Genomic DNA, 14,213 nt, shown 5'->3' with positions numbered 1-14,213 from the left:
ATCGGCGCCCCCCTCGACGGCGGGGGCATATTCCTTGACTCCCCCGGGCCTTTTCGGGATAATTAAGCATTTTTTTTCAACCAGCTGATTGCACGAGGATCTGTCCCTATGAAACCGAACCTGGCCGCCGTCATCCTTGCCGCGGGCAAGGGGACCCGAATGAAGTCGCAGCTGCCCAAGGTGCTGCACGAAGTCGCCGGGCAGCCGATGGCGCTGTTTCCCGCTCGGCTGGCCCGCGGACTGGGCGCCGCCCCGGCGGTGCTGGTGGTGGGCCACGAGGCCGAGGCGGTCCGCGAAGCCCTGGCGGACGAACAGCTGCGCTTCGCCCTGCAGGCCGAGCAGCTCGGCACCGGCCACGCCCTGCTCTGCGCCGAGCCGGAGCTGGAGGGCTTCTCCGGCACCCTGCTGCTGCTCTGCGGGGACGTGCCCCTGCTGCGCCGCGAGACCCTCGAGCGGCTGCTCGACTACCACGCCGCCCAGCAGGCCGCGGTCACCGTGCTGACCGCCGAGATGGCCGACCCCACCGGCTACGGGCGCATCGTGCGCGACGGCGAGGCGGTGCTGCGCATCGTCGAGGAGAAGGACGCCGCTGCCGGGGAGAAGGCGATCCGCGAGATCAACACCGGCATCTACGCCTTCGAGGCGCCCTTCGTCTTCGAGGCGCTGCGCGGGGTCGGGCGGGACAACGCCCAGGGCGAGTACTACCTGACCGACGTGGTCGCGGCGGCCCGCGCCGCCGGGCGCAAGGTCTGCGCCCTGGTCGCCGGCGATGCCGAGGAGGCCATGGGGATCAACGACCGGGTGCAGCTGGCCCGGGCCGGCGCCCTGATGCGCCAGCGGATCAACGAGGCGCACATGCGCGCCGGGGTCACCCTGGTCGACCCGGCGGCGGCCTACATCGAGCCGCAGGTGGAGATCGGTCCCGACACGGTGATCCACCCCGGCGCCCACCTGCGCGGCCGCACCCGGCTGGGTGCCGGCTGCATCGTCGAGCCGGGGGTGGTGGTCAGCGACTGCAGCATCGGCGAGGGGGCGCATCTCAAGGCCGGCTCGGTGCTCAGCGAAGCGCAGCTCGGCGACCACTGCGCCGTCGGCCCCATGGCCCACCTGCGCCCCGGCACCGTGCTGGCCGGGCACAACAAGATCGGCAACTTCGTCGAGACCAAGAAGTCGGTTATCGGCCAGGGCTCCCAGGCCAGCCACCTCACCTACATCGGCGACGCCGAGCTGGGCCGCGGGGTGAACATCGGCTGCGGCACCATCACCTGCAACTACGACGGGGTCAACAAGCACAAGACCATCATCGAGGACGACGTCTTCGTCGGCAGCGACACCCAGTTCGTCGCCCCGGTGCGCATCGGCCGCAACAGCCTGATCGCCGCCGGCTCGACCATCACCAAGGACGTCCCCGCCGACGCCCTGGCCCTCTCCCGGGCCGAACAGAAGATCATCCCGGGGTGGAGCCTCAAGCATAAGAAAAGCAAGAAGAAATCATAAATAGGGTAGGGGCAGACCTATGTGTCTGCCCTGGTCCGGTCATCAATGGTAGGGGCAGACCTGCGTGTCTGCCCTGGTCGAGAAAAGCCCAAGGGCGAACACGCAGGTTCGCCCCTACAGCCCAAGGGCGAACACGCAGGTTCGCCCCTACAGCCCAAGGGCGAACACGCAGGTTCGCCCCTACAGGGTTCCTAACCATTTGAGGATTGATAGATAGATATGTGCGGTATCGTAGGCTACATCGGCGCGCAGGACGCCACCCCCATCATCATCGACGGTCTGCGGCGCCTGGAGTACCGGGGCTATGACTCGGCGGGGATCGCCACCCTCGACGGCGGCAAGATCGATATCCGCCGCGCCCAGGGCAAGCTGGTCAACCTGGAGAAGCTGCTCGGCGAGAAACCCGTTTCCGGCAGCTGCGGCATCGGCCACACCCGCTGGGCGACCCACGGCCGCCCCTCGGAGATCAACGCCCACCCCCACTACGCCGGCGGCATCGTGGTGGTGCACAACGGCATCATCGAGAACTACCTGGCGCTCAAGGAGCGGCTGCGCTCCCAGGGGCACCGCTTTACCTCGGAGACCGACACCGAGATCATCGCCCACCTCATCGAGGAGCACCACAAGCAGACCCGCGACTTCGAAGCCGCGGTGCGCCGTGCCCTGGGCGAGGTGCGCGGGGCCTACGCGGTGGCCATCCTCTGCGAGCAGGAGCCGGGCAAGCTGATCGCCGCCAAGCTCGGTTCGCCGCTGGTGGTGGGCAAGGGGCGAGGCGAGTCCTTCGTCGCCTCGGACATCCCCGCCATGCTCTCCCACACCCGCGAGATGATCTTCCTCGAGGACGGCGAGATGGTGGTCTTCGAGAACGGCGCCATGCGCTTCAGCAACCTGGCCGGCACTCCCCTGGAGAAGGCGGCCAAGACCATCGACTGGTCGCCGCTGATGGCCGAGAAGGGGGGCTACAAGCACTTCATGCTCAAGGAGATCTACGAGCAGCCCCGGGCCATCGCCGACACCATCGCCGGCCGGGTGCTCGAGGAGAAGGGCGAGGTCTACCTCGAGGGGCTGGATTTGAGCGCCACGGAACTCGCCGCGATGGAGAAGGTCTTCATCATCGCCTGCGGCACCTCCTGGCACGCCGCCCTGGTCGGCAAGTTCCTCATCGAGAAGCACTGCCGGGTGCCGGTGGAGGTGGATATCGCCAGCGAGTTCCGCTACCGCGACCCCATCGTCAACGAGCGGACCCTGACCCTGCTCATCAGCCAGAGCGGCGAGACCGCCGACACCCTGGCCGCCCTGCGCGAGGCCAGGGGCAAGGGGGGCAAGGTTGCCGCCATCTGCAACGTGGTCGACTCCTCCATCGCCCGCGAGAGCCACGGGGTGATCTACACCCACGCCGGCCCGGAGATCGGCGTCGCCTCCACCAAGGCCTTCACCACCCAGCTGGTCGCCCTGTTCCTGTTCGCCGTCCACCTCGGGCGGGTGCGCGGCACCCTCGACCAGGCCCAGGGGCGCGCCATGCTCGACGCCCTGGTCACCCTGCCGCGCAAGGTCGAGGCGGCCCTCGAGCTGGACGGCGCCATCGAACAGGCCGCCCGCGAGTACATGGGGGCCCGCGACTTTCTCTACCTGGGCCGCGGCAACCAGTACCCCATCGCCCTGGAGGGGGCGCTCAAGCTCAAGGAGATCTCCTACATCCACGCCGAGGGCTACCCCGCCGGCGAGATGAAGCACGGGCCCATCGCCCTGATCGACGAGAACCTGCCGGTGGTGGTCGTGGTGCCGCACAACGACACCTTCGAAAAGGTCATCTCCAACCTCGAGGAGGTCCACGCCCGCGGCGGCCGGGTCATCGCCGTGACCGATCACACCGACCCGGGGCTGACCGAGAAGTCCGACGCGGTGTTCATGCTGCCGAAGATCATCGACGAGCTGATGCCGGTGCTCACCTCGATTCCCATGCAACTGCTCGCCTACCATATCGCCGTACTCAAGGGGACCGACGTCGATCAGCCCCGTAACCTGGCCAAGAGCGTAACCGTGGAGTAATTTTCTTGTCTGCAGTACGAATTTCCGCTAAAAGGCTGCGCCAGTTCACGGCCAGCCTGCCGGGCTATTTCCACGTCAGCGAAAACACCTTTCTGATCATCCTGGCGGTCCTCATCGGCCTGCTGGGCGGATTGGGCAATTACGCTTTTCGCAAGACCATCGAGTTCGTCCACTGGGGGGTCTTCGAGCAGGGGGAACACCTGCTCGGGTTCTCGCTGCAGGAGTGGAGCCTGTCGCGGCTGGCGGTGATCTTTTTCCCGGCCGTTGGCGGCATTTTGATGGTCCCCCTCTGGCACTGGTTCGGCCAGGACCTCAAGGGGGGCTTCGCCGGTTTTCTCGAACGGGTCAACCTGCGCGGCGCCAAGCTGCCCCTGCGGCCGATCTTCACCCGCGGCTTCGCCTCCGCCATCACCCTGGGCACCGGCGGCAGCGCCGGGCAGGAAGGGCCCATCGCCGCCATCGGCGGCGCCATCGGCTCCCAGTTCGGGCAGATGTTCAAGATGAGCGGCGACCGTCTCAAGGTGCTGGTCGCCTGCGGCGCCGCCGCCGGGGTGGCGGCCACCTTCAACGCGCCCATCGCCGGGGTCTTCTTCGCCCAGGAGATCGTCCTGCTGTCGGCCTTCGAGCTTTCCAGCTTCACCTCCATCGTCATCGCCAGCGGCATGGCCACCGTGGTCTCCCGCGCGCTGCTCGGCAACATCTCGGAGATCTACGCCCCCCATTACGCCGTGCACAGCTTCTGGGAATTCGGTCTCTACGTGCTGCTCGGGCTGATCATCGGCGCTCTGGCGGCCGCCTTCATCGACACCCACTTCCGCATCAAGGACCGCATCGACGCCATCAAGGTCCACCGGCTCGCCAAGCCGGTGCTCGGCGGGCTGGTGGTCGGGCTCATCGGCGTGGTCTTCCCCCAGGTCTTCGGCAACGGCTACGAGTTCATCGAAACTGTCCTGCTCGGCGACCAGACCTGGTACCAGCCGACCTGGTACCTGCTCGCCGCGGTGGTGCTGGCCAAGGCCGTGGCCACCTCCATCACCCTCGGTTCGGGGCTGCCCGGCGGGCTGTTCGCCCCCTGCCTGTTTCTCGGCGCGGTGGCCGGCGGCAGCTTCGGCCACCTGCTGGCGCAGCTGTTCCCCTCGGCGGGCATCGCCCCGGGGGCCTACGCCCTGGTCGGCATGGGGGCCTTTCTGGCCGCCGCCACCCACTCGCCGATGACCGCCATCTTCCTGCTGTTCGAGATCACCGACAGCTACGAGGTCATCATCCCGATCATGCTGACCTGCGTCATCGGCACCGCCATGGCCCGCCGCTTCAAGAAGGACAGCCTGGAAACCTTCGAACTGACCCGCGCCGGCATCGACCTGGAGTCCGGCAAGGAGCGCAACATCATGAAATCGCTGAAAGTCGGCGAGGTGATGGTGCGCGATGTCGAAACCATTCCGGAGAGCATGACCCTCGGCCAGTTCGCCGAGTTCATCGAGCAGACCAAGCACACCAACTTCCCCCTGGTCGATGCCGGCGGGGAGCTGACCGGCATCATCTCGGTGCAGGATTTCATGGGGGTGGTGTTCGAGCGCGACCTGATGGACCTGGTGGTGGTCAAGGAGCTGGCCACCGAAAAGGTCATCACCGCCCACGTCGACGAGGATCTCGACCAGGCCATGCGCAAGATCGGCTACCGCAACATCGAGCAGTTGCCGGTGGTCGACCGGGAGACCCACCGCATCCTGCTCGGCATCATCTCCCGCCGGGACATGGTTTCGGCCTACAACAAGGTGCTGATGAGCCGCAGCCTGGAGGACGCCGATGAGTAAGCTGCTCAAGGGCCTCAACCCCCCGCAGCGCCAGGCGGTGACCACCACCGAGGGCCCGCTGCTGATCCTCGCCGGGGCCGGCTCGGGCAAGACCCGCACCCTGACCCACCGGGTCGCCTGGCTGATCCAGCAGTGCGGGGTACCCCCCTGGCAGGTCCTCGCCGTGACCTTCACCAACAAGGCCGCCGCCGAGATGAAGGAGCGCCTCGAGCGCCTGCTCGGCGAGTCCGAGCCCCCCTGGGTGGCCACCTTCCACGCCAGCTGCGTGCGCATCCTGCGCCGCGAGATCGCCGTGCTCGGCTACTCCTCCGATTTCACCATCTACGACGACCAGGACCAGGAGCGGATGCTCAAGCAGGTGCTGGCCGAGTTGCAGATCTCCGAGAAGACCCTCAAGCCGCGGGCCGCGGCCTGGGCCATCGACGGAGCCAAGAACAAGGGGCTGCTCCCCGAACAGCTCGACACCGGCGACTACTACGCCGAGCTGACCGCCAAGGTCTACGCCCTCTACCAGAAGCGGCTGCAGCAGGCCAACGCCCTCGACTTCGGCGACCTGCTGCTGCTCACCGTGCGGCTGTTCGACGCCCACCCCGAGGTGCTGGAGAAGTACCGGCGGCGCTTCCGCTACCTCCACGTCGACGAGTTCCAGGACACCAATCAGGTCCAGTACCGGCTCATCCACCAGCTGGCCGGGGGGCACGGCAACCTCTGCGTGGTCGGCGACGACGACCAGTCGATCTACGCCTGGCGCGGCGCCGAGATCGGCAACATCCTCGGCTTCGAGCGCGACTACCCCGGCTGCACCACCATCCGCCTCGAGCAGAACTACCGCTCGACCCGCACCATCCTCGAGGCGGCCGGCGAGGTGGTGGCCAAAAACCTCGGCCGCAAGGGCAAGACCCTGTGGACGGAGAACCCCCAGGGGGAGAAGATCACCCTCGAGCCGCTCCCCGACGACCAGGAGGAGGCCCGCTTCGTCGCCGCCGAGATCGCCCGGCTCCGGCAGTCCGGGCGCCACCTGCGCGACGTGGCCGTGTTCTACCGCACCAACGCCCAGTCCCGCTCCCTGGAGGAGGCCCTGCGCGGCCAGGGGCTGCCCTACGTGATGTTCGGCGGCGTCAAGTTCTACATGCGCCAGGAGATCAAGGACATCCTCGCCTACCTGCGGGTGCTGACCAACCCGGCCGACTCCCTCTCGGCGCGGCGCATCGTCAACGTCCCGGCGCGGGGCATCGGCGCCACCACCGTCGGCCGCATCGCCGAATTCGAGGAGCGGGCCGGGGGCTTTCTCGGCGCCTGCCGGATGGCCCTCGACGCCGGGGAACTGAAGGGCGCGGCCGCCGCCAAGGTCGAGGCCTTCGTCGCCCTGATGGAGGATTTCACCAGGCGGCTCGAACGCACCCCCTACCCGCAGCTGACCGCCGAGCTCATCGAGGAGAGCGGCTACGGCCCGCGGCTGCGCGAGGAGCGCACCGAGGAGGCGCAGGGGCGGATGGAGAACCTCGAGCAGCTGCTGGCGGGGATGGAGGAGCACTACGGCAGCGAGGGGACCCTGCAGGACTACCTGGAGCAGGTGGCCCTGATCACCGACCTCGACTCTTACGACGCCAGCCTCGACCGGGTCACCCTGATGACCCTGCACGCCGCCAAGGGGCTGGAGTTCCCGGTGGTGTTCATGACCGGCATGGAGGAGGGGCTGTTCCCCCATTCGCGCTCCGGCGACGGCGGCGCCGAGGTCGAAGAGGAGCGGCGCCTGTGCTACGTCGGCATGACCCGGGCCATGGAGAAGCTCTACCTGACCCACGCCCGGCGCCGGCGCGTCTACGGCGACTTCCAGTTCAACCCGCCCAGCCGCTTCCTCGCCGAGATCCCCCGCGAGGCCCTGGCCGGCGAGGAGCCCCCCGCGTTGCAGAAGGCGGCGACGCACAACCTGGCCTCGATCTTCGAGCAGTTCGAACCCTCCCCCTTCGAGGAAGAGGACGAGCCCGCCTTCGAGGAGGAGGTGCGGGTGGTCCCCGACGCCGAGGAGGGGCTGCGCATCGGCACCCAGGTGCGCCACGTCAAGTTCGGCGTCGGCGTGGTGCGGCGCCTCGAGGGGAGCGGCGACAACACCAAGGTCACCGTCTACTTCCGCAGCGTCGGTCCCAAGAAGCTGCTGCTCAAGTTCGCCGGGCTGGAGCCGGCGTAGGGCTTAGGGGCCGTGACTGGTGAGGGGCCGTGACTCGTGACCCGGAAAGGCTTGAAGGCCGTGACTGGCCGGGGCACCCACCAGGGTGCCCCGGCAATTGCGGCCGCGCCCGATCCGACTGATCCGACGCGGCCGCACTGCCCGCCCCTGGCCACGCTCCGGCGTTGCCTGGGCCCTTTACGAATCCCAGCCTCCCCGAAATGCCAGATTTTTAATGATTTTTTTCCTTGATCTGCTAAAGTAGGGGCTGGGTTTGCCGGGCCGGCGCTGCTGGCTGCCGGTTGGTTTGTCATGCCGAGCGGGTTTTTTCCCGCGTCCCCGGGCTTTGGCGCCGGGATCAGGCTTCCAGGAGGGTTATGAGAATCAGGCTGTTCGCTCTGCTGATCCTGCTGTCGCTGGGGACCGCCGTCCCGGCCCTGGCGGAAATCACCTTCGGACTCGCCGTCGTCAATCCCCTGATCCGCACCGAACCGCTCGCCCTGCGCTTTGACGCCTACCTCGAGAAGCGGCTCGGCGAGCCGGTGGTCATCCAGGTGGTGGCCGACGAGCAGGAGCTGCGCCAGTGGGTCAAGGTCCACCGGCAGGTCGATTTCGCCCTGTTCAGCGAGGCCTTCCTGCGCGGCCAGCCCACCGGCGAGTTCATCCGCCTCGCCGAGCTCGAGCAGGCCGGCGGCGCCTCCGCCGGCGCTTTCGTCGGCGACCCCGCGGCCAGCGCCGCGACCCTCGAGAAGCTCGGCCGGGTGCTGCGCGGCATGGACGACGACCCCGACGGCGTGCGCCTGCTCGGCGAATTCGGGGTCGCCCGTTTCGCCGTGCCCCGGGGCACCGCGGTGGCCGCCGCGGCGGCTCCCCCGGCGGCGGCCCGTCCGGCGCCGGCCGCGGCCAGGCCGCGCCCCACCCCGCGTCCCAGCGCCGCCCCCCCGGCCCCCCGGCCTGCCGCGCGCCCGGCGCCCGCCACCCAGCGCCCGGCCGCTGCTGCGGCGCTCTCCCTGGGCATCGCCCGCTCGGTGCCCCCCGTCGGCTCGGAAGCCGAAGCCCGGCGACTGGCCGACTACCTGCAGCAGCACCTCGGCGAACCGGTCAAGGTCCGCGTCCTGCCCGATGAACAGACCCTCTACGACTGGGTCGGGATCTACCGCGAGCTCGACCTGGCCCTGCTCTCCACCAATTACCTGAACCGCCGGCAGATCGTGCGGCTCTACCCCCTGGCCGATGTCCACGGCCCGCAGGCCGCCGGCGAGCCCCTGTCCCGGGTGGTCACCAGCGAGGCCAAGCCGGCCGCGTTCAAGACCAGGGTGCAGAAGGCGCTGCTCGACATGCCGCACAGCGCCGGCGGCTCCGGGGTCCTGAGCGCCCTGGGGATCGGCCGCTTCGCCGAACCCTCGCCCACGGCCGCCGTCGTTACCGCCAAGGCCCCGGCCGCGCCCGCGGCCCGTCCGAGCGCGCCGTCCCGCCCCGTCAGCGCTGCGGCGCAGCCGGCGAGGCGCCCGAGCCCGGCCGCGAAAACCGCGGCGAAACCGGCCGCAAAACCGGCGCAGACCACCCTCGGCGTCGCCACCAGCGATCCCCTGTTCGGCCGCGAAGCCCAGGCCCGGCGGCTGGCGGGGCTGCTCGGCGAGCAGCTCGGCGAGCCGGTGGCGGTGCGCATGTTCGCCTCCGACAAGGTGCTGTTCGACTGGGTCAGCCTCTACCGCGAGGTCGACCTGGCGGTTCTCGAAGAGGATTTCGTCCGCCGCCAGCCCATCGGCAAGGTCTTCCCCCTGGCCGGCCTGACCCCGGCGGCCAAGAGCACCCCGGCCCGGCTGGTGGTCTCCGGCCCGGCTCCCAGGCCCGGCTACCTGGAGAAGACCCAGAAGGCGCTGCTCGGCCTCGACGACCAGCCCGCCGGCCGGCAGCTGCTCGCCGATGCCGGGGTCAGCAAGCTGGCCCCGCCGGTGGCGGCCCCGGCCAAGCCTACCCCGGCCCGGGTGGCCGCCAGCGCCCCGCGCGAGGTGCGCCGGCCCGCCGCGCCGGCCCCGGTGCGCAGCGCCGCCGCCCCCACCCGGAGCGCCCGGCCCGCCGCCACCCAGGCCGCGGCGCCCCAGGCCGTCACCCTGCCCAAGCTGGCGGTGCCTCCGCCCATGCCCTATCCGCCGGTGGCGGCCGCCCCGGCGGCGCCGACCCCGACCCGGACCGCGGCCGCCCCCGCTGCCCAGCCGGCCCCGGCCGTTCCGGCGCGGGTGAGCGCGCCGCAGCCGCCCCTGCTGAGCGCCGTCGGCGAGGCCCTGCCGCCCCAGGGGATCCGCGCGGAGATGGACGGGCGCTGGGAGGACGCCATCCTGGTCTACCAGCGGGCCCTGCAGTCCGAGCCCGGCCGCACCGAGCTGTGGCGGCGGGTCGCCGACATCCAGGCCATGCTGGGGCGGCCCCACGAGGCGGCGCTCTCGCTGCTCTGGGCGCTCAGCCAGGCCCCCCAGGAGGTCCCCATTTACCTGCAGCTGGCCCAGGCCCACTCGGTGAACGGGCAGCTGCAGGCGGCCGTCTCGGCGCTGCGCCGGGCCCTCGACCTCGACCCGGATGACCCCGGCATCCTGCGCGCCCAGGGCCAGATCGCCGCCTGGGGCGGGGATCTCCACCTGGCCCGGGAGAGTTATCTGAAAATCCTCAGCCGCGCCTGGCGCGACGTGGCCAATCGGGTGGCGGGGGAGTGAGAACGGCGAGTAATCAGTAAACCGTGATGAGTAATTAGTGAAAAGCCGGGCTTGCAGACGTTTTCTGCGGTCCGGCTTTGTTTTTTTCGGCTTGGGGATACTCTTACTGAAAAGGCTTTTACCACTCGTTCGCTTTGCTAACTAGAGGTCACAGAGGACACAGAGAAAACCTCGAGCCCTTGGTCTTTCTCTGTGAACTCTGTGCCCTCTGTGGTGAAAGGGTTTCCGGGTTTTGGGATTTTCCTTCAATCAAGTTTTTTGACGGGAGTAGGTTATGACCAGGCAGTTTTTCAAGATGCTTTTTCATTCCCTGTTGCTGGCCTGCCTTGCGGCGGGGGGCGCGTTTGCCCAGCAGTCGGGATCCGGGCTGCAGGAGAAGCGCACCACCCTGGAGGACCAACAGCAGGTGGCGGTGACCATCTACAACGAGGACCTGGCCCTGGTCAGGGACCAGCGCCGGGTCGTCCTGGACAAGGGGGAGAACCTGCTGGCGTTTCGCGAGGTGAGCGCGTTGATCCGCCCCGAGACGGCCCTGCTGCGCAGCCTCAGCCACCCCGAGGGGTTTTTCCTGGTGGAGCAGAACTTCGACTTCGACCTGCTCACCCCGCAGAAACTGCTGGAGAAATACGTCGGGCGCAGCGTGCAGGTGGTACGCAGCCACCCCCAGACCGGCGCGGAGCGCTTCGAAGAGGCGCGGGTGCTGGCCGCCGCCGGCGGGGTGGTGCTGCAGATCGGCGAGCGCATCGAGACCGGCATCCCCGGGCGCCTGGTCTACCCCGACGTCCCCGCCAACCTGCGCGACCGGCCGACCCTGGTCACCCGGCTCAACAGCGGCAGCGAGCGGCCTCAGCAGCTCGAGCTCGCCTACCTGACCGGCGGGCTCTCCTGGCAGGCCGACTACGTGGCCGAACTCAGCCCCGCCGACGACCAGCTGGACCTCTCGGGGTGGGTGACCCTCACCAACCGCAGCGGCACCTCCTACCGCCAGGCCCGCCTGCAGCTGGTGGCCGGCGACGTGCACCGGGCCCGCGATGAGCTGCGGCCGGTCCCCGCCGCCCGCTTCCAGACCCTGGCCGCCGAGGCCGCCGCGCCGAAGATGGCCGAGGAGGCCCTCTTCGAGTACCACCTCTACACCCTGGAGCGGCCCACCACCATCGCCGAGAACCAGACCAAGCAGGTCGCCCTGCTCGGCGCCAGCGGGGTGCCGGTGACCAAGGAGCTGCTGCTGCAGGGGAGCGATTACTACTACAGCGGCAGCTTCGGCGAGCTCGGCCGCAAGCTCAAGGTGGGGGTCTTCGTCGAGTTCGAGAACCGCGAGCAGGCCTCCCTGGGCATGCCCCTGCCCCGGGGGATCGTCCGCGTCTACAAGCAGGACAGCAGCGGCGGCGCCCAGTTCGTCGGCGAGGACCGCATCGACCACACCCCGAAAAACGAAAAGGTGCGTCTCAAGCTCGGCGAGGCCTTCGACGTCACCGCCGACAAGACCCAGACCGATTTCAAGAAGCTCGCCGGCAGCGGCCGCTACAACTACATCTTCGAGAGCGCCTACCGCATCGAGCTGAAAAACGCCAAGCCCGAGCAGGTGACAGTCAAGGTGGCCGAACCCATGCCCGGCGACTGGGAGATGGTCAGCGAGTCCCACCCCCACCGCAAGCCGGCGGCAGGAACGGCGGTTTGGGAGATCCCGGTGCCGGCGGAAGGGAAGGCGGTGCTGGAGTATAGGGTGCGGGTGAAACTGTAGGGGCACCCCTTGTGGGTGCCCAAGGCGGGAGAAGGGAGAAGGGCGGCCGCCGCAAATCCGACGGATCAGTCGGATCGGACCGATCGGTCGGATCTGAGGCGGCCGCAACTGTAGGGGCACCCCTTGTGGGTGCCCTCACCAGCCACAAGTCACGGCCCCTCCCCAGTCACGGTTTCCTAACCCGCGGCAGCAGCTCCTCGAGCAGGTCGAAGAGCTCCTGCAAATCGGCCAGGGTCATGTCGGCCATGTGGGGGATGCGGAAGGTCTGGTTCTTGATCTTGCCGTAGCCGTTGTCGATGGCGTAGCCGCGCTCGCCGGCGAGCTTCTTCAGCTGCTCGAGGTCGGTGCGGCCGTCGTTCTGGCCGCAGGTCAGGGTCAGCGAGCGGGCCCCTTGCGCGGCGAACAGGGCAAAACCCTGCGCCTGCACCCACTGGCGGGTGGCCTCGGCCATCTCCCGGTGGCGGGCGTAGCGCTTCTCCAGCCCCTCGGCGAAGAACTTCTGCAGCTGGTGGTCCAGGCCGTAGATCAGGCTGATACAGGGGGTGCTCGGGGTGTTGTGCTTGAGGTCGTTCTGCTCGAACTCCTCGAAGTCGAAGTAATAGCCGCGGTTGGGGGTGGTCTTCGCCTTGTCCAGGGCCCGGCGCGAGACGGCGAACACCGCCAGCCCCGGCGGCAGGCCGAAGGCCTTCTGCACCCCGGCCAGGCAGACGTCGGTGCCCAGCGCCGTCACGTCGAGCGGCACGGCGCTCATCGAGGAGACGGTGTCGACGATGAAGCTGACCTCGGGGTACTTGCGCATCACCGCGGCGATCTCCTCCAGCGGGCTCAGCACCCCGGTGGAGGTCTCGTTGTGCACCAGGGTCATGGCGTCGTATTTGCCGGTGGCCAGGGCCCGGTCGACCATCTCGGCGGTGACCGGCCGGCCCCATTCGGCGTCGAAGCGGTCGGCCTCCAGGCCGCAGCGTTTGGTGACGTCGTGCCACTTGCCGCTGAAGGCGCCGTTGCCGAAGTTGGCGCAGCGCTTCTGCACCAGGTTGCGCACCGCCCCCTCCATCACGCCGAAGGCGCTCGAGGTCGAGAGGAACACCGGGTCGGCGGTGTTGAGCATCTTCTTCAGCCCGTCGGTCACGCGCTGGTGGATCGCGGCGTATTCCTTCATGCGGTGGCCGATCATCGGCGCGGCCATCGCCTCGAACACGTCGCGGCTGACTTCGACGGGGCCGGGGATGTAGAGTTTCTTGGTCATGGAAAGAGGCTCCTGGGTTGAGAAAAGCAAACCAATAGGCAATTGAACGCTGATAAGAGTCTGAAAAGGCAGGATAAGGGCGGATTCTATAAACCAAAACCGGGTACTGCTTTTTTTCCGCTTTGATCGGCTATTTCCGCATTATCCCTATCTATTGCCTTTTGCTGTCAACGCACTCGGCAAAAGAGCTAAACAAAAAACGCCCGGACCCTCGCGGGAGCCCAGGCGTACGGCTTTCGCTGCGCAAGCCATCCCTGCTCCCCGGTGGTGATCCACCTCTCGCCAGTCACAGGAGGCCTTTAGATGCCTTTTTACAGGCCCTCTGGTTAGCACATCCGCCGCCGCCCTGTCAAGCAAATCCCTCGTTGACAACGCTCCGGCCCGCAGGTAGGATGAACCGTTATTCAGCATGTTTTTTCCACCCCTTGGAAGGACTTTGCCATGCGTTTCACCGATGAGCAGATCCGCCGGGTCGCCGCCGCCGTTTTGCAGGGGTTGACCGAGCAGGGGGGCGCCGCCCTCAAGGCCGAGCGCGGCCGGGTCCAGGGCCGCATCGAGGCGATCATCCGCGCCAACCTGGCCGGCGAACAGGACCTGGAGCGCGACGCCCGCGAACTGCTCGAGGCCCATCTGAAGAACGCCCCGCCGGGGATGGATCGGCAGAAGCTGTTTCTGATGATCAAGAAAAAGCTCGCCGAAGAGAGGGGGATCCCCCTGTGAAGCTCAGCGAACAGCGCATCTCGCACCTGGCCCACCTGATCGCCGACGGGCTGTGGAAGGACGATTTGGTCGACTACCGCGATGAGGCGCGGGCCCTGCAGTCGGTCAAGGAGGCCCTGACCCGGGTGCTCTCCGTGGACGACCAGGTCGATGGCCTGGTGCGGGAGAAGCTGCAGCGCCAGAAAAAGATCCCCGGCAGCCGCGAGTGGCAGGTGCTCTACGACAAGTATTTCGCCGAAGAGATGGCCAAGCGCAAGTGGTGACGGGT

At 68.3% G+C, this 14,213-nt stretch carries 9 protein-coding genes and 1 riboswitch; of the genes, 8 read left to right on the top strand and 1 reads right to left on the bottom strand.

Going from position 1 to position 14,213, the window contains the following annotated elements:
• Positions 1-108: 108 nt before the first annotated feature.
• The 6 genes from glmU to DESUT3_RS19215 all read left to right on the top strand — a co-directional run bounded on the left by glmU (position 109) and on the right by DESUT3_RS19215 (position 11,979).
• Positions 109-1,497 (top strand): bifunctional UDP-N-acetylglucosamine diphosphorylase/glucosamine-1-phosphate N-acetyltransferase GlmU, encoded by a 1,389-nt coding sequence (gene glmU, locus DESUT3_RS19240; protein WP_221250110.1) that lies wholly within the window; start codon positions 109-111, stop codon positions 1,495-1,497.
• A gap of 219 nt (positions 1,498-1,716) precedes the next feature.
• Positions 1,717-3,546, top strand: a complete 1,830-nt coding sequence (gene glmS / locus DESUT3_RS19235) for a glutamine--fructose-6-phosphate transaminase (isomerizing) (RefSeq protein ID WP_221250109.1) — start codon at positions 1,717-1,719, stop codon at positions 3,544-3,546.
• A 5-nt stretch (positions 3,547-3,551) separates the two neighbouring features.
• Entirely contained in the window at positions 3,552-5,360 is a 1,809-nt protein-coding gene (locus DESUT3_RS19230; protein WP_225911569.1) for a chloride channel protein, read from the top strand.
• Complete coding sequence (locus tag DESUT3_RS19225) at positions 5,353-7,548, top strand: ATP-dependent helicase (RefSeq protein ID WP_221250108.1); 2,196 nt, start codon at positions 5,353-5,355, stop codon at positions 7,546-7,548. Before DESUT3_RS19230 ends, DESUT3_RS19225 begins: the two co-directional genes overlap by 8 nt.
• A 356-nt stretch (positions 7,549-7,904) precedes the next feature.
• Positions 7,905-10,238: a tetratricopeptide repeat protein gene (locus DESUT3_RS19220; protein WP_221250107.1), complete on the top strand. Its 2,334-nt coding sequence runs from the start codon at positions 7,905-7,907 to the stop codon at positions 10,236-10,238.
• Positions 10,239-10,512: 274 nt separating this feature from the next.
• On the top strand, positions 10,513-11,979 hold the full coding sequence (locus tag DESUT3_RS19215; RefSeq protein WP_221250106.1) for a DUF4139 domain-containing protein: 1,467 nt from the start codon (positions 10,513-10,515) through the stop codon (positions 11,977-11,979).
• Between the two features lie 166 nt (positions 11,980-12,145).
• Here DESUT3_RS19215 and DESUT3_RS19210 read toward each other — a convergent pair whose 3' ends face one another.
• Entirely contained in the window at positions 12,146-13,225 is a 1,080-nt protein-coding gene (locus DESUT3_RS19210) for a pyridoxal-phosphate-dependent aminotransferase family protein (RefSeq protein WP_221250105.1), read from the bottom strand.
• A 212-nt stretch (positions 13,226-13,437) separates the two neighbouring features.
• Positions 13,438-13,525: riboswitch (ZMP/ZTP riboswitch) on the bottom strand.
• A gap of 141 nt (positions 13,526-13,666) precedes the next feature.
• Here DESUT3_RS19210 and DESUT3_RS21180 point away from each other — a divergent pair.
• Both DESUT3_RS21180 and DESUT3_RS21175 read left to right on the top strand, forming a co-directional pair.
• Positions 13,667-13,945, top strand: coding sequence for a DUF507 family protein (locus DESUT3_RS21180; protein ID WP_221250104.1), 279 nt, complete (start codon positions 13,667-13,669; stop codon positions 13,943-13,945).
• Complete coding sequence (locus DESUT3_RS21175; RefSeq protein WP_221250103.1) at positions 13,942-14,208, top strand: DUF507 family protein; 267 nt, start codon at positions 13,942-13,944, stop codon at positions 14,206-14,208. The genes DESUT3_RS21180 and DESUT3_RS21175 overlap by 4 nt, the downstream gene beginning before the upstream one ends.
• Positions 14,209-14,213: the final 5 nt, after the last annotated feature.

It is taken from the genome of Desulfuromonas versatilis, assembly GCF_019704135.1.
Classification (GTDB): domain Bacteria; phylum Desulfobacterota; class Desulfuromonadia; order Desulfuromonadales; family NIT-T3; genus Desulfuromonas_A; species Desulfuromonas_A versatilis.
The sequence above is the reverse complement of the archived record's forward strand: the minus strand, read 5'-3'. Positions and strand labels throughout refer to the sequence as shown.

What these genes read in the sequence shown, in the direction of transcription:
- glmU (WP_221250110.1), top strand. Translation starts at nt 109, where the DNA reads ATGAAACCGAACCTGGCCGCCGTCATCCTTGCCGCGGGCAAGGGGACC.
- glmS (WP_221250109.1), top strand. Translation starts at nt 1,717, where the DNA reads ATGTGCGGTATCGTAGGCTACATCGGCGCGCAGGACGCCACCCCCATC.
- DESUT3_RS19225 (WP_221250108.1), top strand. Translation starts at nt 5,353, where the DNA reads ATGAGTAAGCTGCTCAAGGGCCTCAACCCCCCGCAGCGCCAGGCGGTG.
- DESUT3_RS19220 (WP_221250107.1), top strand. Translation starts at nt 7,905, where the DNA reads ATGAGAATCAGGCTGTTCGCTCTGCTGATCCTGCTGTCGCTGGGGACC.
- DESUT3_RS19215 (WP_221250106.1), top strand. Translation starts at nt 10,513, where the DNA reads ATGACCAGGCAGTTTTTCAAGATGCTTTTTCATTCCCTGTTGCTGGCC.
- DESUT3_RS19210 (WP_221250105.1), bottom strand. Translation starts at nt 13,225, where the DNA reads ATGACCAAGAAACTCTACATCCCCGGCCCCGTCGAAGTCAGCCGCGAC.
- DESUT3_RS21180 (WP_221250104.1), top strand. Translation starts at nt 13,667, where the DNA reads ATGCGTTTCACCGATGAGCAGATCCGCCGGGTCGCCGCCGCCGTTTTG.